The 19,728-nt window shown below is 68.1% G+C and carries 19 protein-coding genes; 5 read left to right on the top strand and 14 right to left on the bottom strand.

Going from position 1 to position 19,728, the window contains the following annotated elements; genetic code table 11:
* The 4 genes from AC3WLZ_RS08250 to AC3WLZ_RS08235 all read right to left on the bottom strand — a co-directional run bounded on the left by AC3WLZ_RS08250 (window position 1) and on the right by AC3WLZ_RS08235 (window position 6,733).
* Window positions 1–4,935, bottom strand: coding sequence for a helicase-like domain-containing protein (locus AC3WLZ_RS08250; protein ID WP_492469701.1), 4,935 nt, complete (start codon window positions 4,933–4,935; stop codon window positions 1–3).
* A gap of 71 nt (window positions 4,936–5,006) precedes the next feature.
* Window positions 5,007–5,546, bottom strand: coding sequence for a hypothetical protein (locus tag AC3WLZ_RS08245; protein ID WP_458041454.1), 540 nt, complete (start codon window positions 5,544–5,546; stop codon window positions 5,007–5,009).
* A gap of 122 nt (window positions 5,547–5,668) precedes the next feature.
* Window positions 5,669–6,283 (bottom strand): hypothetical protein, encoded by a 615-nt coding sequence (locus AC3WLZ_RS08240; protein WP_458041455.1) that lies wholly within the window; start codon window positions 6,281–6,283, stop codon window positions 5,669–5,671.
* A gap of 9 nt (window positions 6,284–6,292) precedes the next feature.
* On the bottom strand, window positions 6,293–6,733 hold the full coding sequence (locus tag AC3WLZ_RS08235; protein ID WP_458041456.1) for a single-stranded DNA-binding protein: 441 nt from the start codon (window positions 6,731–6,733) through the stop codon (window positions 6,293–6,295).
* 153 nt (window positions 6,734–6,886) lie between these two features.
* Between AC3WLZ_RS08235 and AC3WLZ_RS08230 the strand changes: the two genes are divergently transcribed.
* On the top strand, window positions 6,887–7,237 hold the full coding sequence (locus AC3WLZ_RS08230; RefSeq protein WP_492469700.1) for a hypothetical protein: 351 nt from the start codon (window positions 6,887–6,889) through the stop codon (window positions 7,235–7,237).
* A 41-nt stretch (window positions 7,238–7,278) separates the two neighbouring features.
* On the opposite strand, the gene AC3WLZ_RS08225 is transcribed toward AC3WLZ_RS08230, so the two are convergent.
* From AC3WLZ_RS08225 to cmtR, 5 genes are all read right to left on the bottom strand, one after another.
* A complete protein-coding gene (locus tag AC3WLZ_RS08225) occupies window positions 7,279–9,090 on the bottom strand; it encodes a type IV secretory system conjugative DNA transfer family protein (RefSeq protein ID WP_458041480.1) in 1,812 nt (603 codons plus the stop codon).
* Window positions 9,087–9,596: a hypothetical protein gene (locus AC3WLZ_RS08220; RefSeq protein WP_052671989.1), complete on the bottom strand. Its 510-nt coding sequence runs from the start codon at window positions 9,594–9,596 to the stop codon at window positions 9,087–9,089. The genes AC3WLZ_RS08225 and AC3WLZ_RS08220 overlap by 4 nt, the downstream gene beginning before the upstream one ends.
* A gap of 272 nt (window positions 9,597–9,868) precedes the next feature.
* Window positions 9,869–10,177, bottom strand: coding sequence for a hypothetical protein (locus AC3WLZ_RS08215; protein WP_045246590.1), 309 nt, complete (start codon window positions 10,175–10,177; stop codon window positions 9,869–9,871).
* Window positions 10,174–10,833 (bottom strand): cation efflux transmembrane domain-containing protein, encoded by a 660-nt coding sequence (locus AC3WLZ_RS08210; protein WP_458041481.1) that lies wholly within the window; start codon window positions 10,831–10,833, stop codon window positions 10,174–10,176. The genes AC3WLZ_RS08215 and AC3WLZ_RS08210 overlap by 4 nt, the downstream gene beginning before the upstream one ends.
* Window positions 10,830–11,192: a Cd(II)/Pb(II)-sensing metalloregulatory transcriptional regulator CmtR gene (gene cmtR / locus AC3WLZ_RS08205; RefSeq protein WP_274638422.1), complete on the bottom strand. Its 363-nt coding sequence runs from the start codon at window positions 11,190–11,192 to the stop codon at window positions 10,830–10,832. The genes AC3WLZ_RS08210 and cmtR overlap by 4 nt, the downstream gene beginning before the upstream one ends.
* Before the next feature lie 53 nt (window positions 11,193–11,245).
* Between cmtR and AC3WLZ_RS08200 the strand changes: the two genes are divergently transcribed.
* Genes AC3WLZ_RS08200 through AC3WLZ_RS08190 form a run of 3 tightly spaced genes read left to right on the top strand, consistent with a single transcriptional unit; the run spans window position 11,246 to window position 13,675 of the window.
* The gene (locus AC3WLZ_RS08200) at window positions 11,246–12,283 is read left to right on the top strand and encodes an arsenic resistance protein (RefSeq protein WP_492469699.1); all 1,038 of its coding nucleotides are present in this window, start codon (window positions 11,246–11,248) and stop codon (window positions 12,281–12,283) included.
* A gap of 7 nt (window positions 12,284–12,290) precedes the next feature.
* Window positions 12,291–12,653: an ArsR/SmtB family transcription factor gene (locus AC3WLZ_RS08195; protein WP_274638420.1), complete on the top strand. Its 363-nt coding sequence runs from the start codon at window positions 12,291–12,293 to the stop codon at window positions 12,651–12,653.
* Window positions 12,650–13,675, top strand: a complete 1,026-nt coding sequence (locus AC3WLZ_RS08190; RefSeq protein ID WP_274638419.1) for a cation diffusion facilitator family transporter — start codon at window positions 12,650–12,652, stop codon at window positions 13,673–13,675. Before AC3WLZ_RS08195 ends, AC3WLZ_RS08190 begins: the two co-directional genes overlap by 4 nt.
* A 73-nt stretch (window positions 13,676–13,748) precedes the next feature.
* Here the strand turns inward: AC3WLZ_RS08190 and AC3WLZ_RS08185 are convergent, their stop codons facing one another.
* On the bottom strand, window positions 13,749–13,853 hold the full coding sequence (locus tag AC3WLZ_RS08185; protein WP_274638577.1) for a hypothetical protein: 105 nt from the start codon (window positions 13,851–13,853) through the stop codon (window positions 13,749–13,751).
* Window positions 13,854–14,009: 156 nt separating this feature from the next.
* Window positions 14,010–15,446 (bottom strand): mercury(II) reductase, encoded by a 1,437-nt coding sequence (merA, locus tag AC3WLZ_RS08180; protein WP_274638418.1) that lies wholly within the window; start codon window positions 15,444–15,446, stop codon window positions 14,010–14,012.
* 75 nt (window positions 15,447–15,521) lie between these two features.
* Here merA and AC3WLZ_RS08175 point away from each other — a divergent pair, with 75 nt between their 5' ends.
* A complete protein-coding gene (locus AC3WLZ_RS08175; RefSeq protein WP_045246594.1) occupies window positions 15,522–15,911 on the top strand; it encodes a heavy metal-responsive transcriptional regulator in 390 nt (129 codons plus the stop codon).
* Between the two features lie 395 nt (window positions 15,912–16,306).
* On the opposite strand, the gene AC3WLZ_RS08170 is transcribed toward AC3WLZ_RS08175, so the two are convergent.
* From AC3WLZ_RS08170 to AC3WLZ_RS08160, 3 genes are read right to left on the bottom strand one after another with little or no spacing between them, the layout of a single operon-like run.
* Complete coding sequence (locus AC3WLZ_RS08170; RefSeq protein ID WP_492469698.1) at window positions 16,307–17,794, bottom strand: putative type IV secretion/conjugal transfer ATPase; 1,488 nt, start codon at window positions 17,792–17,794, stop codon at window positions 16,307–16,309.
* Window positions 17,791–18,228: a hypothetical protein gene (locus AC3WLZ_RS08165; protein ID WP_458041483.1), complete on the bottom strand. Its 438-nt coding sequence runs from the start codon at window positions 18,226–18,228 to the stop codon at window positions 17,791–17,793. The genes AC3WLZ_RS08170 and AC3WLZ_RS08165 overlap by 4 nt, the downstream gene beginning before the upstream one ends.
* Before the next feature lie 33 nt (window positions 18,229–18,261).
* The gene (locus AC3WLZ_RS08160; RefSeq protein WP_274638414.1) at window positions 18,262–19,728 is read right to left on the bottom strand and encodes an SCO6880 family protein; all 1,467 of its coding nucleotides are present in this window, start codon (window positions 19,726–19,728) and stop codon (window positions 18,262–18,264) included.

Here is a 19,728-nt window from a genome sequence, read left to right as displayed (position 1 = left end):
CTACAGCCGCGGGGCGTTGCTCGGCGACGCGGCCGGAGGCGTCGCGGGGACGAACGGAGCCGCGGGCTCACGCCCCGCACCCTCCCGCGACCCGAGGTTCGGCTCGTAGGCGCGCACGGCCTCGATAGTCAGCTCGACGCGCTCAGCCTCTGGCCCGGCGGGCTCGGGTGCGGGCTCGTCCTGCATCGCGGCGAGCTGGGACTCGACGCGAGCGAGGTCTTCTTCGGCATCGGCGAGGGCCTGAGCGTGGCGGAACGGCTGGCCCAGGCGCTGCTGGGTGCCGGCGACGCTCTGCTCGGCTTCCTCCAGGTCTTCGCGGGCCTGATCGAGGAGTGCGGGGATGCCGCTGACGCGGTTCTCGATGCGCTGCACGAGCCCGAGCCCGGCCTGCAGGAACGACTCCTTCGGCATCGTGAACCCGGAGCGGGGCACCTCGGGTAGGGAGACAGTCACGTCGAGCGTGGCGAGCCCGGAGCGGGCCTCGACGTGGATGTCGAAGCCGGAGATGCGGCCGATGATCCCGAAGTCTTTGTGCCCGTACCGGGGCAGCCACTTCAGCCCGGAGTCGCCCATCCATGCGGCGAGGGCGTGGGCGGCTTCGGAGCGGGAGTCGTAGTCGCGCATGCCGAGGGTGATGCAGAACTTGTCGCCGCTCGTGTCGGTCATCCGCGGTGCGGCGGCTTCCAGCCCATGAATGTCTGCGGCGGCGCGTTCAGCGGATGACCGGGCGCGGTTGCCAGTGTGGACGAGCATGTCCTCGTTGCGCTCATGCGCGCGCTGCAAGCGGCGCAGCCGGTTCACCTCGTTGAGGATGACGGAGTGCTCCAGCAGGAGGGGGTTGCCAGAGGCGATGGCCTTGGCCTCGGCCGCGGACAGCGCGGAAGTGTCGATCTCCTCGATCTCGCGGGCGTTGATCTTGCCACGCAGGAGCTGCGCGAACGACGCGGCCTTCCGCTCGACGGTTTGCCACATGTAGGAGTCGAAGGAACGCTCAGTGACGTAGCGGACGATCGCCACTTCCTCGTTCTGGTTGCCCTGCCGCATGATGCGCCCGTCGCGCTGCGCGATGTCGGAGGGCCGCCACGGACAGTCCAGATGGTGCAACGCGATGGCGCGCGCTTGGACGTTCGTGCCGACGCCCATCTTCTCCGTCGATCCGAGGAGCACCGCGACGTGGCCGGCGCGAGCCGCGGCGAACAGGCGGGCCTTCTCCACGTCGGTCTTCGCCTCGTGCATGTACCTGACCTGCTCGGCCGGGATACCGCGTTGCACGAGCTGCTGCCGCAGCTCGTCGTAGGCGTTCCACCTGTCCTGGTTCGGGGTGCCGATGTCGGAGAACACGAGCTGGAGCGATCCGCGCATCGTGGAGGGCTGCCCGGTCACCGTGTCGAGGTACTCGTGGTCGCGGGTGCGCTCCCATATTCGGTGGATCGCGTCGGCGGCGACGTCGACCTTGCTCGGCCCGGAAGGGTCGCGGGGGATGACCATGCGGATGTCGAGCGCGGCCTTGCGGCCGTCGGTGGCGATCAGCAGCATGTTGTCCTCGTCGGGCCGCACCTGACGGGTGGCGACCTTCTCGGCGCGCTCGGCGAGGGAAGCGACGTACTGCTCCAGCTCGACGGTCGGCTGCACCGGCACGGTGGAGGGCGCGCGGCTGCCGTCGTCGCGCTGCACGAGCGCGGGCACGGGCAGGTCGAGGTCGTCGGCGGTCTTCACGTCGGCGAACACCGACCACATCCGCAGCAGCTCCTGCCCGTTCTGGAATCGGGCGAAGCGGGTCTTCATGCGGAACGTGCTGCCCGTCGGCGAGATCTCCATCTGCGTGACCAGCTCGCCGAACGTCGCCGCCCACGCATCGAACGCGCCGACCCCCGCCGACTCCAGCACGTCGGGCCGCAGGTATCGCTGCATGACGTAGGTCTCGGTGATCGAGTTCGAGATGGGTGTCGCGGTTGCCGCGGTCACCACCCGCTCGCGCCCCGCCGAGCGGAGGTATTCGAGCTTCATGTGCAGGTCGCTCGCGCGATCCGAGCCCTCGATGGCGGCATCGCGGATGTTCGACTCCGTGGCGAGGTTCTTGTACATGTGCATCTCGTCGACGATGACGTAGTCGATGCCGGTGTCCTCGAAGCAGACGCCGCGGTCGCGGTCGGTATCGGTGCGCGCCTTGAGCTTGTTCTCCATCGCCAGGAGCTTGCGCTGAATGCGCTTGACGCTCATCCGCTGCTCGCCGGTCGCCTCGCCCAGCACTCGCCGCACGTCCTCCACCTGCCCGCGGATGTACTGCTCTTGGGTCGAGGCGCGCAGGGGGACCTTGGCGAACGCGCCCTGCGTGACGATGATCGCATCCCACTCGTTCGCGGCAGCGCGGGCAACGAACAGCCGCCGCTTGTCTGCCGTGAGGTCGAGGCTCGACGCCGCGAGCACGCGGGCGCGCGGGTAGATCTGGAGCCACTCGCGCCCGAACTGCTCGAGCATGTGATTCGGCACGACTACGACGGGCTTGCTGATGAGCCCCATCCGGCGCATCTCCATCGCGCCCATGATCATTTCCGCGGTCTTGCCCGCACCGACCTCGTGGAACAGGCCGGCGGCGGGCTCGGACACCATGCGCGCGACGGCAGCGCGCTGGTGCGTGCGTGGCTCGAAGTTCGACGCCAGGCCGGGCAGCGACAAGTACACCCCGGCGTCGGTGTAGTCGCGGAGCACGATGGAGTTGAAGCGCCGGTTGTACTCGTCTACGAGTGCCTGCGCGCGAGCCGGGTCTTCCCACACCCAATCGCTGAACCGCTCCTGGAGTGCGTCCGCCTTCTCCTGAGCGGCGGCGGTTTCGACGGGGTTGAGCACGCGGCGCACCTTGCCGTCGATGTCCTTCTCCTCGTCGTAGACGAGCATCGTCCGCTGCTCCATGACGGCCTGGGCGATGTCCGGCGCGGGGCGGCGCGGTGTGCCCCACTCCGAGGTGGAGAGCAGGCCCTGCCGTCCGCCGCGGATCTCCCACATGCCCGGCAGCGGGTTCTCGACGCGCACGTCTTCGGCGCGCAGGATGCTCCGCAGGAACCGTTCGTGCACGTCGGCGCTGATCCATACCGCACCGAGCTTCGCGTGGATGTCCTGGATGCCGAGTGGCGCGGGCAGTGCCTCGGCCAGCGCGTCCACGTTGATCTGGAACTCCGGGTCTTGCTCCGCGCGCAGGCGGGCGGCTTCGAGCTTGACCCGCACATCGCCGGACAGGTACTCGGGGGCGTGGATGAGCTGGTCGGTCGTCGGGTCGGCGAACACGAGGTTTCCCAGCGCCTCGCGGGCGTCGTGATCGCTCATGCCGAGCAGGTCGGCGATGAGGGGGAGGTCGATCCCGCCGGTTCGGTCGAGGCTGACGGCGATGGCATCGGCGGGGCTGTCTACGCCTTGTACTTCGGCTCGCGGCACCACCACGCGGTGGCTCATGATTGCAGCGGGCGATGCGGACTGATCCTCGTCATCGAACTGTTCGAGTGCGAGCACCAGGGGGCCGAACGGATCGGAGCGCAGCAGGCGGATCGCGGTCGGCACGATGCGGGCGAAGGTCTCCTCGCCATCCTCGTTCGTGCGCCCGGTGGGGCGCAGCGTGTAGCGGTTCAGCGCCCCGTAGGTGCCGACGTACTTCAGGTAGTCGCGACGTAGCGTCGTGCGGGTGAGCACGATGTCAGGCGTGTCGTCCACGCTCGCAGACTCCGCGGTCAGCAGGCGGGATGCCCCGTCGCGCAGACGTAGCAGGATGCGCAGCTCGCGCTCGGCGGACTTCGGCACCGCGAGCGGCTCCAGCCCGCCCGAGACCACGGTGCGGAAGCCGCCGCTCTCGCTCGCGACAATGCTGCCGTCCCACAACTCCGGCGCCGACGGCGTGAACGCGGCCCGGCGCGCCTGCTGCTCGGCGGTCCGCTCCGTGACCGTCAGCCCGGCACGGCGAGCGGAGAACACGAGCTGGTCGACGGCGACCGCGAGTTCCGCCTCCAAGTCGGCCAGATCGGTCGTGATGGTGAGCGTGGCCGCGTCGTACATCCCGTGGCCGACGCCGACCTCCCCGAGCATCTGCTCCGGGTGCTCATCGAAGTAGCGGTTGATCCGCATCGGCACGCCGTCGATGGGCAGCTGCGCGACCTTCTCCCAGGCGTCGTCGCGCATCTGCTCGCCAGGCAGACGACGCCGGAACACGAGCAGGTCGGTGACGACCTCCGTCCCTGCGGCGCGACGGTGCGCCCCGGTGGGCAGGCGGATCGCGCCCACGAGGTCGGCCAGCTCGTTCATCTCCCGCCGCGCCCCGGGGTTCTGTGCGTCCAACGTGTAGTGCGAGGTCAGCACCGCGACGAGGCCGCCCGGTCGGGTCAGGCGTAGCGACTTGATGATGAAGTGGTTATGCATCGACTGCCGGGTCGCGTTGTGCAGCGGATCGTGCAGGGTGACGTTGCTGAACGGCACGTTGCCGATGGCAGCGTCGAAGTGCCCTTCGGGCAGTCGCGTGTCGGCGAAGGACTCGGCACGGACGGTCGCGTGCGGATACAGCTCGGCGCAGATCGCCGCTGTCAGGGGGTCGAGTTCCACCCCGGTCATCTGGGCCGATACTGGCGCGAGGCCGATGAATGTACCCGACCCGGAGCCGGGCTCGAGGACCGCACCGCCGCGGAACCCCAGCCCGGCCAGCAGCCGCCACACCTGCCGGGCGATCATCGGGTCGGTGTAGTGCGCGTTGATGGTTGTCCGCTCCGCAGCCTCCCACTCGTCATCGCCCAGCAGCTCGCGCAGTTCGGCGCGCTCGGCGTCCCACTCGGGTTTCAGGTCATCGAACACCTCGGGGATCGCGCCCCAGCTCGACCAGCGGGCGAGCACCCGTTGTCCGTCCGGGGACGCGGGGCGACCCGTGGAGTTCAGATCGTGGATGAGCTGGATGGCCTCCACGTTCGCCCGATAGCGGGCCTTTGCACCCGATGGCCCGAGGTCGTCCTGGGAGGCGGGAACGAACCGGGGCGCTACCGCAGCTCGCGGAAGAAGCGGATCGTCGCCGCCTCGGCGAGCGCCGCCTGATTCGCCCGCATGTATTCCCGCGGGGGCTCCGTCGCCACGAGCTCCAGCAGGAACTCGACGCTGAGCGCCCACTTCTTCGCCAGTTCCTCCAGTTCCACGGAGGAGGGCATCGAATCCGGGCAGTCCTGCATCCGCTCCGCCCAGAGGATCAGGTTCTCGTCGGAGGGCCGGGTCTGCTCCCATTCCTCTCGCGCCTGATCCAGGGGCAGGCTCGGGTCGGTGATCCACGCCAGTTGCGACATCACGACCTCCTCCGCCTGCTTCCGGGCTGCTGTCAGCCGGGCGACCTTCTGCAAGAAAGTCTCCCCCTGCCGGTCGCTCCCCGCCAGCATTGACGCGAGGTTCGTCACCTGCGTCTGCATTTCCAGGCCCATCGCCTTGAAGAATGCCGCCGGATCGCTCAGCTCCGCGACCCTGCTCGGGGCCGTCGTCTGCCAGTGGGACAGCGCCATCTGGCCGTACTTGTTCATCGCCTGCTCCAGCATCCCGAGCCGTGGCGAGCGCGGCGTCGGCCGCGGGCTCGTCGAGCCCCCACAAATCGAACTCCAGTTGCCCCGGCCAGGGCTTCCGGGATCGCTGCCGCGCCATTCGCAGTCACCGCCCGCGCCTACTGCTCCGCCGCGAGGCGGGCGTAGAACTCGTCCTCGATGGCCTGCCTGCGCGCCACGTCCTCCTTGACGAACTGCGTGAAGTCGGCGTCCCGGTTGGGGATCACCGTCTCCACGGGAGCGGGGCGCTCGTCCTCGCCCGGCCACACCGCCTGCCGCGTCGGGCGATCCGTGTTGAGCTTCGTGCCGCACGCGGTCACTGCGTCCCGAAGCTGCGGCATGAAGGCCCAGAAATCTCGCCACCAGCCGAACGGTGCCGAGCCGTGCTGCTTCGTGTCGTAGGCATTCAGGTAGTGCTGGCGCAGCGCCGACAGCGGCCACACCAGCTCCGGGTGCCGGTGCCAATACGGCGGCACGACGTTCACGCTCAGCCCGAACTCGTGGCGCAGCCAGTTCACGAAGGCGTTCAGCTCCAGCCACTCCACCTGCGCTTCGGCCGCGGTCAGGATGTTCCAGTTCACCGGGCGCGGCGGCTCCGGTGTGTCCTCCGCCTCGGGCTCCTGCTCCTTGGTCGGCCTCGACGAAGTCGTTATCGGGTCGGGCTCCGGTTCTTCGAGCGGAGGCACGTCGAAGTCGGGGTCATCGGGCGGGAACAACGTTTCCTCGATGGTCATGACTCGGCCTCACAGCGTCATCGGACGGGGCGACGGCTGCTGCGGGAGGGTCGGGTCGGGCGCTTCGATGGGGACTCTCTTGACTTGCTGCGAGCGCGAGCGGCCACGGTCGACGGCGTAGCTCGTGCGGGCAGCATCGGGGCCGATGTGCGTGGCGATGAACTCCTCGCCGCTGACCGTCTCACCATTCTTCTCGTAGCTGAACTTCTGGACGTGGCCGCTGGCGACGAAGTTGTCGCCGCGCGCGAACTTCTCGTAGGCATGTTCTGCGCTGCGCCGGAACATCTTGAACGGGTAGAACTTCGTCTCGCCTTGGGTGAACGAGCCGTCCGGGTTGCGCTCGAACTGCTCCTGACCGATCCAGGCGAACAACCGCGCCTCACCGCCCTCGTTGAAGGACAACTGCGGGTCGCTGGCGAAGAAGCCCCACAGGGACTCTTTGGTTCGCATCGGGATGCTCCTAACTTCTCCTGCCGAGAGAGGATTGCTACCCGATAGGTGCGCAGGCTCGACCGTCGGCGCCCCGGCTACTGTGATTACAGGACTGAGAGGCGAGCGTCGCCTGGGCAGAGAATGCGAGAGGTAGGTCGTCCAGTGTCGTTCGTGAACCACTCGACCGGCGAAGAGTTCGAGGATGAAGACGACTACCTGCGTTCGATGAAGCAGGATGACTCGTACCAGTTCTCATACGACTATGAGTACGTTGCCGACAGATTCGGCGACGGTGATGACGACGTGAAACTGGAGAACGCGAGGTTGAACGTCTCGCTGTCTTGGGACGACTCCTCAGCTCCGGGATACGTCGTCTCGTACACCGTCGATTCGCCGACCCCGATTCCAAACGACTGGACGGGCGACGCTGACCAGATCTTCAGTGACTTGTGGCTTGCCGTTACCGCGGACCTGAGTTCCCTTGGTATCGGCTCGGAGCTGCACAAAGACTGGCCGATCTAGCGTCCGCGGTGGGTGCCGATCTGGCGGTCACGCGAAGTTGGTCAGTCGCCGATGGCTGTTGCCTCACCTATCCCGGCGGTGCCCGGCTGCATGAGCGACTCGACCTCGGCGCGCTGAGCGAGCAGCGTCTCGGCATCCGGCCGATGGAGCCAGTAACGCATGGTCGTGATGATCGGTGGCGCGGAGCGCAGCAGCACGAGTGAAGTGCCCTGGGGCAGGGTGCGGATGTCTTCGACCTTCATGACCGGAACGCGGCGGATCGAGCGTTGATTCGAGCGCAAGCCGCGCTCGCCGATGGTCACGGACTCAGTCGTCTCGTCGCGTTCGCCGATCAGTGTGGAGATGTCGTGGAGGTGCCGTGTGTCCGTCCCGCCGCCGAGCACGATCTTTGTAATGCTCGCGTCCCACATCGCGGTCGCGGCGTCGTCGCCCCAACGACCTCGCGCCTGGGCGAGCGATTGGAACACGGGCATCACCGTGAGACCCGTGCCGCCGCCCTCAGCCATGAGGACCGGGAGCGAAGGCAGAGGCGCGAGGTTCCCGATCTCGTCGAGCGCGACCAGCACGGGCGGGTCGAGTCGCGCGCCCGGCGAGCGCGCGGCGATGCGCCGGGCCGTCTCGACGAGGTCTTCGATGAACGCCGCGACGAGCGACGAGGACGCCCCGGCTCCGGCTCCTGTCGCCAGCAGGTAGAGCGTGCCGGAGTCGCGCAGGAACGCCTCGGGGTCGAACTGCTCGTCCTCGCTGGGGCTGACCGCTTCCAGCACCCGCGGATCGGCAAGGGAGGCGAGTGAAAGCGAGACGCCCTGCCAGATTGAGTCGCGCGTGCGCGGGTCGGATTGCAGCATTCCGTCGAGTGACTCGGCCCATCCGGTCGCGGCCTGGGGGTGCGAGGCGAGAATGGAGACGGCATCCGCCGCAGCCGCGGGGTCGAGCGTCCAGCGGAACAGCTCGGCGGGTTGCCGGTGGTCGAGGGCTGCGGCGTGAAGAAGCGCCTGAAGCGCCGTGCGGGTCTTGCCTTCCCAGAATCCGCCGTTCTCGACGGAGGGGCCGGAGAGCCCGGTTCCCGCGGCGAGACCTGTGCCGCGGATCATCGCCGTCAGGGGCACCTCGCACCCGCGGATCGGCGACCATCGCAGACCCGCAGGCACGCCCTCGGCGAGATGCTGGGGATCGAACACGGAGACCGGGCCGCCGCGCGCCTGGCGAGCGCGGAGCGTCGCCGTGAGGTTGTCCGGCCGGGTCGAGGTCGTGATGACCGCACCGGGCGCGTCGAGGATGGTGTTGATGACGATGTTCGCGCCCTTCCCGGATCTCGGCGGGCCGATGAGGAGGATCGAGTCCTCGACGGATGTCCACACGCGCTTGCCGCGCGAGGTTCCAAGGAGGTAGCCGACCTCCTCGGGCTTCGGCTCGGTGAGCGAGGGGCGCAGCGTCGTCGCGCGACGCAGAAGGTCGCGTTCGGATGCGGCGCGCTGCACGTCGCGCGCGTCGGCGATTCCCTCGATCCGGTTCGGGTCGGCCTTGGTCCGCTTGCCCAGCTCGCGCACCCATCGCCAGATGAACCACGCCGCGGTACCGATGGCGGCGAGCAGGAGTGCGGCGGTGATCCAATAGGCGACGGGGCTGAGCGACGCGGAGCCGAGTGCCGAGCCGGGGTCGTCGGCGTGGAAGACCACTCCGACTCCCGCTTCGAGACCCGCCGCGGGCTGGGGCGCGCCCGTGACGAACGCAGCGATGCTCCCGGCGAAGCGGAGCGCACCGGCCAGCAGCATCGCACCGATGAGCGCGCCGAGGGCGAGGTTCGTCAGTTCGTCGCCGAACGCCCCGGCTCGCGGTGATGAGCTGGTCATGCCGGGTGTCCGACGATGCAGGTGCCCGAGACGCGGCCCAGCAGGATGACCTCGTGCGTGGGACTCAGATCGAGCAGACTCGGCTCGACGATCGCCCGTGCTGTGCCCTCGCTGTCAGCCCCGGTGTGCCGGACGATGACGGCGACCGCGACCTCCTCACCAGGCACGTAGCCCTCGCCGTTCTGGCATGGGAGAGGGTGCGCTGGTTCGGTTGTATCTGGCGCAGGGCTAGTCTGGTCGACCGGGGCCGGCGACTCGGGAAGGGATGAGCTGAGGAATGTGGGATGAAGCGGAGCCGTCACGATGTCCGTGTAGACCCTCCCGTCGAGTTCGTGCACCACGATGCGCACGGGCGAGTGGCGCTGTTCGACGACCTCGCTGATGATCTGCGCGAATGAGTGCCGGTGCCACGGCGGGGCGAACGTCGGCGCGCCGAACGGCTCCCCGTCGACTGCGACGCGGAGCGTCGCGTCCGGCTGCACCGTCATCGTCACGACCGGCAGCACAGGCGGCACGTTCGCAGAGACCTCCCGTTCTGCGCTCTCTTGGCGTGCGAGGCGTCGCCGGGCAAGTGTGATGGCCATCTCACGCTGTCCCAACTGCCGTGAGTTCGCGCGAGTGGTCTCGTCGGGGATGGCTCATGCACACTAGGTGCGCCCGGTGTGCTGGCGCGTTGACGAATCTCAGCGAATCCTTGGAATCGTGCCAGTTGGTTCAGGAATATTGGCGTTCATTCACCGCTCCTGAACTCGCACCATTCAGGCACGCCCGCACCCGGCTACCCGACGTTTAGCGCTGCGATCTGTTCCGGCGTGCCAGTGACGATGAGTCGAAGGTGGGCGTGGGTCTCGTCGATACTCCAGTCGACGAAGGCGCAGCAGGTGCTGTCAGCCGCGACGAGCTCTCGGAGCCGTCGGGTGGAGTCGTCGACCTTGGCGTAGTGGATGGTCAGGCGAGCGTCGGTGCGCTCGGTCTCGAGCGCGTAGTCCTCGTCGAACGCTCGCCACTTCTCCACCTGCGCTTTGCCGGCAGCCGGGGCGAGGGTGCAGGCGATCGGTGGGCCGTTCAGCGGGCCGACGTGCGTCATGGGGTGACCTCCTCGTGGTCGAGGTCTTCGAGGACTTCCAAGGGGGATTCGATGTCGCCGCGCCATGCTTCGATGCCTTCCCGGATCGCGAGGACCGCGACGACGAGCGCGGCGACGGAGTCCGCCCACGCCCACTCGAACAAGCTGTTCAGCAGCAGGCCGATGAGGACGGTGCCGGAGAGGTAGATGCACAGCAGGAGCTGCTTGGCGTCGGCCTGCACGCTCTTGGAGCCGAGCTCGCGGCCGGTGCGGAACTCGAACCAGGCCAGGCCGGGCATCACGATCAGGCTCGCGACCGCGATGCCGATGCCGACCGGGCTGTGCTCCGGCTCGCGGACCCCGGTGAAGGCGAGGATAGCGTCGACGGTGATGTAGGCGGCGAGGGCGAAGAACGCGACCCCGATGATCCGGACGGTGGCCTTCTCCCACAGCTCGGGATCCTTGCGGGTGAACTGCCAGGCGATCGCGGCAGCGGAGGCGACCTCGATCACCGAGTCCAGCCCGAACCCGATCAGCGCGGCCGAGGAGGCGAGCGCGCCGGCGGAGAGGGCGATGATCGCCTCGATGACGTTCCAGGTGATCGTGAAGAAGACGATGAACTTCACCCGACCGTGCAGTCGGGTCCGGCGCTCGTCGGTCAGCGTCGCCGTGCTCATCCGGCGATGGCCTCGGTGTCGCAGCAGCCCGGGACCGTGCACGCCGGGTCCAGGCACGGCGCGCTCTCGTCCACCGCGAGCGTCACGTCCACGAGTGCAACGAGCGCCGCGGCCAGGTGCGGGTCGGCGATTTCATACCGGGTCTGCCGGCCCTCAGGATCGGCGACGACGATCCCGCAACCGCGCAGACAGGCCAGGTGGTTCGAGACGTTAGTGCGGGTCAGGTCCAGGTCGCGAGCGAGCTTCGCCGGGTATCCGGGCTGCTCCAGAAGCGACAGCAGGATGCGGGAGCGGGTCGGGTCGGCCATCGCCCGGCCGAGCCGGTTCATCACGTCCACCCGCGAAGTAAGAGTCAGCATGTAATGACCATACAGTGAATGATGACCTATTGAAGGCTGTGAAGATAGGAGCTATGCGAGCGGTTGCGGAGTGGATGGAGCGGCACCAAGTGACGCTCTACCTGGCCGCGCTCGTCGTGGGCGCCGCGGTCGGCCTCCTCGCCCCCGTCGTCGCGCATCCGGCGGAGTTCGCGATCAGCCCCGTGCTCGGGCTGCTGCTCTACGCCACCTTCCTCGGGGTGCCGTTCGCCAAGATCGGGCAGGCGTTCCGCGACTGGCGCTTCCTTGCCACGGTCCTGGTCGTGAACTTCGTCCTCGTGCCCGTCGTGGTGTTCGTTCTGTCGCGGATCGTCGCCCACGACCAGGTGCTGCTGGTGGGGGTGCTGTTCGCGCTACTGACCCCGTGCGTGGACTACGTCATCGTGTTCACCGGCATCGCGGGCGGCGCGAAGGACCGACTGCTCGCTGCCGCCCCGATCTTGATGCTCGGTCAGATGCTCCTGCTGCCGCTCTACCTGCTGCTGTTCGTCGGTCCCGAGTTCGTCGAGGCCATCGACCTCGCCCCATTCGTCGAAGCGTTCGTGCTGCTCATCGTCCTGCCGCTTGTCGCGGCCGGACTCACTCAGCTCGCCGCCGCGCGCACCCGCAGGGGAGCCGCGGTGCAGGAGGTCGTGCTGGGGGCGATGGTGCCGCTGATGATGCTCACCCTCGCCGTCGTCGTCGCCTCCCAGATCGCCGGGGTCGGTCAGCAACTCGGTGCGCTCTTGCTCGCCATCCCCGTCTACGTCCTGTTCGCCGCGGTCATGGTCCCGATCGGCGCCGCAACCGGCAAGGTCGCCGGCCTGGACGTGCCGGCGCGCAGGGCGATCGTGTTCAGCGGCACGACCCGCAACTCCCTCGTCGTGCTCCCCCTCGTTCTGGCCCTGCCCGCCGCGTTCGACCTTGCCCCGCTCGTGGTGGTCACCCAGACCCTCGTCGAGCTCATCGTCATGGTCATCTTCGTCCGCCTCATCCCACGCCTCATCCCGACCCGAGCGTCGGAACCCGTTATCGCATGGGCCCGCCACCTCCGCGTCCTCGATCCCGACCTTCGCCCGGAGGACGTGCAATAATCTGCGTGTGGATGCAGATAAGAAGATTTGCGGGCTGAGCCCGGACAGCCAGTTCGTCGAACTCGCCGTCGAGGTCTTCGCGATGCTCGCCGACGCGACCCGGGTGCGGATCATCCTCGCGCTGCGCGCGGCCGACGAGCTCTCGGTTAACCAGCTCGCCGAGACCGTCGATAAGTCCCCGGCGGCGGTCTCGCAGCATCTCGCGAAGCTGAGACTGGCGCGGATCGTCGCGACTCGGCAGGAAGGACAACGGGTCTTCTACCGGCTCGAGAACGAGCACGCCTCTCAGCTCGTCTCGGACGCGATCTTCCAGGCCGAGCACTCCCTGGGCGGTACCCCTCGTCACCACCACGGAACGGATGAGGCATGACCGCGCACACCCACGACTTCCCGCACGAGCACGAGCACGACGGTCACACGCACGCCCGCGGCGGGCACTCGCTTGGCGGGCACGAGCACCCGACCGGGTTCAGGGGCTTCCTCTACGGGATTTTCGTGCCCCACTCACACGATGCGTCGGACTCGATCGACAACGCCCTGGAGGCCAACACGGAGGGCATCCGGGCGCTGAAGATCAGCCTCGTCGTGCTACTGGTCACCACCGTCCTGCAGGCGGTGATCGTGGCGTTCTCCGGATCGGTCGCGCTGCTTGCGGACACGATCCACAACTTCTCTGACGCGCTCACCGCGGTCCCGCTCTGGATCGCGTTCGCCCTGTCCCGCCGCGCGGCGACCCGCCGCTACACCTACGGCTACAACCGCGCTGAGGACCTCGCGGGCTTGTTCATCGTGTTGATGATCGCCCTGTCCGCGGTGCTCGCCGCCTGGCAGGCCATCGACCGTATCATCAACCCCCAACCCATCGGCTACCTCGCATGGGTCATCGCCGCCGGCGTTGTCGGCTTCCTCGGCAACGAGGCCGTCGCGATCTACCGCATCGGTGTCGGCCGCAAGATCGGCTCCGCCGCCCTCGTCGCCGACGGCATCCACGCCCGCACCGACGGATTCACCTCCCTCGCCGTCGTGATCGGCGGCATCGGCGTGCTCCTTGGCTTCCCCCTCGCCGACCCGATCGTCGGTCTGGTGATCTCCGCGATGATCGTCGTCCTCCTGATCGGCACTGTTCGCTCCGTCGGCCGACGACTCATGGACGGCATCGAACCCGAACTCCTCGACAAGGCCGAGCATGCCCTCGAGCACGTCCCCGAAGTCATCGGCATCGACCACGTCCGGCTCCGCTGGATCGGCCACCGACTCCATGGCGAAGCCGTCATACGCATTCCGGACGTCTCGCTCGCCGAGGCGAACAGGATCGCGGGCGCCGCCGAGGACTCGGTCAAGCGGCACCTGCCCAAAGTCGACGACATGTCCATCCGCACTCTCGCCCGATAACCCCCGCCCCGCCAGGCAGAAACTCACGGGTCCAGATAGGCTGAAACCGGCCCCGAGACCGTGAGTTCCCGGCCTACTCGGATTCAAGAATCGTGAACTTGTCGTCGTATTCGGTGTCGGGAACCTCGGCGAGCGCGGCCTGCACTTCGTCGGCGGTCCGCCCCGTGGCGGTCGCCAGATCGGCGATGGTGACAGGTTCGCCTTCGGCGAGGAGCTTCAGAAGGGGAGCCAGAGCCAGGTTTCCAGCCCGGTCTCAGCAGTGGCGAGGCGGTCGGTGATCGCGGCGGGTTCGTTGGTCATTCTCTTTTCCTTTCAGATGGATCTGGTGATGCGCTCAGAAGGCGCAGCAGGAGAGTTTGGAGACGTCGGCGGTGAAGGCTTGGCAGGCGATTTTGATGCCCTCGGCCATCGTCAGGTAAGGGCTCCACAGGTGGGCGACTTGGTCGGTGGTCATGGCCGCTTCGAGGATGTACACACCGGCGGCGGCGAGGTCGCCGGCGTCGGCGGCGACGGCTGTGATTCCGAGGATCTGGCCGGTGTCGGCGTTCTGCACGACCTTGATCACACCGCGCAGGTCGCGGTTGACGATGGCCCGGGAAACGTAGTCCAGGGGCAGTACCCGGCACTGGCAGCGGATACCGGCAGCGACCACTTGCTGCTCGGTCATCCCGACGGCGGCGAGAGCGGGACTGGTGAAGGTGACCCGCGGCAGGTGCCGGTAGTCGACCTCCCGGTTGGTGCCGGTGAAGGCGTTTTCCGCGACCAGGGACCCGTTGGAGGCGGCGACGTAGACGAACTGCGGATGCCCGGTGACATCGCCGGCCGCCCAGATCCGCGGGTTGGATGTCGCGAGCCGACCGTCGACCATGACCTCGCCCGAAGGGCCGGTCTGGATCCCGAGCGCTGCGAGGTTCAGTCCTTCGGTCACCGCCTGCCGACCCGTGGCGATCAGGATCCGGCTGGCACGGAACTCTTCTGCTCCACCGGATACGGTGGCCGTCGCGATGATGTCGCCGGTGTTCTTGTCGGTGCGGACCGTGTCGAGGTTCGCGCGGCGGACCACCCGGATGCCCTCGTCGGCGAAGATCCCCATCATGGCCTTGGACGCCTCGGGTTCCTCGCGGGACGCCAGCCGGGATCGGACCAGCATGGTGACCCGGGAACCCAGCCGGGCGAACAACTGCGCTTGCTCCATCGCCACGTAGCCGCCGCCGAGCACCAGCAACGACTCGGGAACCGCCTCCAACTCCATCGCTGAAGTTGAGGTCAGGTAGTCGACACCGGCCAACCCGTCGACCGCCGGGATGGTTGGGGTGGAGCCGGTGGCGATCAAGTAGTGCGCTGCACCGACCGTGCTCCGCGTCCCGTCCGCTGCGGTGATCTCCAACCTCGGGTCCGCCGTGGTACCGGCGAATGCGGCCGTTCCGGCTCGCAGGTCCCAACCGTAGGAGGCGATCAGATCCTCGTACTTCTCCGCACGCATGCCCTCGACCAGGGCGCGTTTGCCCTCGATCAGCGCGGGCATGTCCACCCGCCCGGTCGATGCGGAGATGCCCGGGAACCGTCCAGAATTTAGGGCAACGTGCCGGGCGTCGGCCGCCGCCAGCAGCGCTTTGGACGGCACACAGCCGGTGTTCACGCAGGTGCCGCCGATGACGCCTCGCTCGACCATCACCACCCGCTTGCCCAATTGGCTGGCCCGGATCGCCGCAGCGAACGCGCCGGCACCGGAACCGATGACGGCCAGGTCGAAGGAGGTCGGATCTTCCATGGCCTCAGCCTGCACCTTCCACTACGCTGGAAGGTCAAGGGATGCCGGAGGCTACTCCGGCGACGGAGGTGTACCGTGCTGATCGGTGAGGCGGCCACAGCGGCCGGGATGACGAGCAAGACCCTGCGGTTCTACGAAGACCGTGGGCTGCTCCCAGTCCCCAGCCGTGCGGGGAATGGGTACCGCGACTACAGCGCTGACATCGTGCCGCGGCTCGATTTCATCCGGCGCGGTCGGGCCACGGGCCTGACGCTGTCCCAGATTGGCGACATCCTGAAGGTGCGCGACGCCGGCGCCGCACCGTGCACCCACGTCCGCGACATCCTGAACAAGCAGTTGACCGACATCGACCAGAAGATCGCCGAACTCACGGCCCTCCGTGCCACGGTCGCCGAAGTCCGCGATACCACCGAAACCGGCGACCCGGCCAGGTGCACCGCACAGGACATCTGCAGCTACATCTGAGGCACCGTATCCGAGGGCAACCAGGCTAAGTATGACGACACCGACCATGCAGCACAGTTGCTCATGCTGCGGGCGAGAACTCCCGCGACGCAAGCTCCACGCCCTGGCGCACGACAACGCCTTCATCTGCCGCCGATGCGGCCTCTGGGTGGCATTGCGGCTCTCAGGCGACCGATCGGAGACCTCCGGGCTGAGTCCATGACGCACTGACGCGCCTGCTTGCTCGCATGTTCACCGAATGCCATCCATCATGCGATGCTGTCCAAGCTATTTCGGACACTGCCTGCAACCTCACCAGCGAGAACGTGCAGGTTCCGCAAACTTCGACCCCCGCATGGGCGCTTGAGGTCGGGGACCTTCATTGTTCCCGCCAAGCCGTCAAATCGCGGGAACATCTAGGTCTTTCCTCTTGCCTTCTGCCCTGTCTCGTACATCGCAAGTTCGGCAGGGTGGAGCTGATGCTGGACGACGAACGAGCGGTTCTTGATCCTCCAGAGCCCCTGTCCGGTGCCGAGACCGGGTAGCAATCCCTGCTCCGTTCCGGTGAGTCCGAGGGCCTGCGCAGTAGCTCCGAGCTGATCGCTCTCCTGCCGGTAGATCACCCGTGTCTCGGCGTTGGCGAGCAGGGACGAGGCGAGCGCGCGCATCGCCGAGCCCTGGTCGCCTACGTTGTCGAGGTCGCTGAGCTTGTGGAAGATGAGCAGGTTGGCGATGCCATAGTGCCGCGCGAGCCGCCACTGTGCGTCCATCCGGCGCAGCAGCGCCGGATGTGACATGAGCCGCCACGCCTCGTCATACACGACCCACCTCGGGCCGCCTGCCGGGTCGAGAAGCGCCGACTCCATCCACGCCGAGGAACACGTCATGAGCACGGAGATGAGCGTCGAGTTCTCTGCCACCCGCGACAGGTCGAGCGACACCATCGGCAGTGACGGGTCGAAGCGCACGGTGCTCGGGCCGTCGAACAGCCCCGCCAGGTCCCCGGCCACGAGCCTCCGCAGCGCGTGTCCGACGAGTCGGCCGTCCTCGGCGAGCCTGCCGTCGTCGTCCTTGGGCTGCGGGGCGAGGATGCGGTCGACCACCATCGGAAGGATCGGCACCTCGGCCGAGCGCACCGCATCGGCGAGCGCGAAGTCGACGGCGGTGTGCTCCAGCGGGGTGAGGCCGCGGTCGAGGACGGTCTCGGCGAGTGCGCCGATGAGGTCGCGTCGCCGGGAGGTGACCTGGCTTTGCCACTCGGCATCGCTGAGGCCCGAAGGCCGATGCCCTTCATCGAGCGGATTCAGCCGCGTAGACATCCCGTACCCCAGCACGATCGCCCGTCCGCCGACTGCTTCAGCGACAGCCGTGTGCTCGCCTTTCGGATCGCCGGGGACATATACCCGCCGACCGAATGGGATGGAGCGCGTGTAGAGGCTCTTGGCGAGCGAGGACTTGCCGGAGCCGACGATCCCCGCGAGGACGATGTTCGGTGCGGTGATGAGGCCCTGCGCGTAGAGCACCCAGGGGTCATAGACGAACGATGCCCCGCTGTAGAGATCCTGGCCGACGAACACCCCGGCAGAGCCCAGTCCGCCCTCGGCGAGGAACGGATACGCCCCGGCCAGCGTCGCGCTCGTGTCCTGGTGACGCGGCAGCCGGAATCGGCCCGGTGTGCGGAGTGCCGCGGGCCTCGTCTCGCCGGACGGTGGCAGGTAGGTCGTCGCCCGCCGCGCCTCGCGTTCGGCCTCCCACGCCGCGCGCGCCAGATCCTGCTGCGCCTTGCGGTCGGCGGTCTCGATCTTGTTCGCCGCTCGCCGTCGCGCCTTCCGAGCGGCACGGCGCTCGCCCGCTGGGTCGAGCAGGACCGCGGTGTGCAGGCGCTCGCGGTCGTCGGGACTCATAGCGACAGCCCCTTTGGCGAACTGACGGGGTGGGCCTCGAACGGATCGCGTGAGAACGGGTCCAGCTCAGGTCGGCTCGCGACAGGTGCCGGGTGCCAGGCGATGTAGCTCGAATGCTGCGTCGCCTGATCGACGGCAGTCTCGGCCAACTGGACGAGTTCTGCGGCCTTGCGCAGGGCGTTGGCGGCGGCCCAAGCCTCATCAACCCCAGCCTCGTGGTCGCCATTGTCGAGAAACGCCTTGTCCTGGTGCCGAACGTGCGCCGCCGCGACCTGCTCCAGCACTTGCTCCAGGGAGCGCAGCGTCCCCAGCAGCTCGCCGACCACCTGATAGGTGTCCGCGGGGTCGGCGAAGGCGCGGCTCGCATGAGCGAGCGCCCGCACCGCCTGGCGGGTCTCCGTGGCGTCCTGCACGGGATTGCTGAAGGTCGGCATGGCCACTCCTTCCGGGGTCGAGGGCTGGGTTTGTCACACGTCCCGACAGAGCGGGAGCGCGGCGGCGGCGAATGCGGTGGCCTGCTGGCCAACGAGGCGGCGCGTCTCACAGGACGCCTGCACGGCGGCTTGCTCGATAGCGGCGACGGCGGCATCCAGCTCATCGACCGTGGGCGCGGAGACGGAGATGAGGCCGGTGTAGCGAAGGACTCCATGTCCCGCGGTGAGATCGGACTCTTGCTGGAGCAGGTCCTGGTACTCGGCCGTGCGCGAGGCATCCTCGACCTGGCCGATCTTCGCGCGCTGCGTCGCATCGGAGAGAAGACCGACCTTCTTCTTCCGCAGGTCGCGAGCCGCGATGTCGGCGCGAACCGGCGTGCAGACGAGCGAGAACGTGCGTTGCACTCCCGAGGTAAGCAACAGAGGGGCGAGGAATCCGGGGAACACCTGCGAGCGGGGCCATTCGGAGAGCCAGAGCACGGTGTGGTAACCGGAGTCGGTTCTCACGCGATCCCAGCTCTCGGTCACCGCGACCGGCCCCGCGGTGGCGAGGAAACGTCCGATGTCGGCGTGCCTCTCCAGCGCGGGCGCGGCAGCCGGGTCGTAGGCGGAGCGCAGGATTACAGCGACCTCGCCAGGCGCGAGCCAGCCGGTCGTGGCGAGGTCCGCAGCTCGCAGCGCAGCGACGAGCGTGGTCATCTCCTGACGCAGCACGGCGGCAGCTCCACGGATGCCGCCGCCCGCGGAGCGGATCTGTCGTCCCGAGGTGTTCATATCGAGCGCAATCGAGATGGTCGTCGCATGGCGCTCGCCGGTCGGCCCAGCACGCTCGATCAGCTCTCGGTATGTAGTCGCAGGCCAGGAATCATCGTCGGCGCCGTGCCTGGCCCACCATTCGGCGAGCCCCGTGCCGGACTCCGGCAGTGTCCGCTCGCAGACCTGGAGCCGGGCGATCCGGCCCGAGCGACACGCCGTAGCGAGCACCCGACCCCAGCCGTTGATCCGCCGCTCCTGCTCGCCCGGATCGAGCAGCACGAACGCCGGGTGCGTCACCCCCAGAACCGCGGTCAGGGTCTGAGCGTGGGGGTCGTGCACCATCGCCGCGCCCGTCTCGGGATCGACCCATTCGCGCAGCGCGGTCGCATCGCCGGGGAGCGCGAGCGTGCCGACGGGACGCGGCTTGATGACGCGGCGGCGGAAGATCAACTGCCCTGCGGTGCTCCGCCACATCCAGCGCGACACGATGGGCAGCCAGTCCACCAGCTTGCGGCCGCCCGCGGGGACGACCGCGAGCAGCAGACAGCTGAGCCAGATCGGGGATGTCCAGACCAGCCCCATGCCGCCGCCCGTGTAGATCGTGGCGACGACGGTGACCACGCCGATGCCCAGCACGATCAACTGCGAGATCGACAGTCCGAGCAGGATGCCACGGTGCGCGAGTCGGGAGAACTGCACGGGGGAGACCTGCTGCTCGGGAGCCGGAGGGTGCTGGGTGGCCAT

Source organism: Microbacterium sp. FW305-3-2-15-F-LB2, from assembly GCF_058787255.1.
The sequence above is the reverse complement of the archived record's forward strand: the minus strand, read 5'-3'. Positions and strand labels throughout refer to the sequence as shown.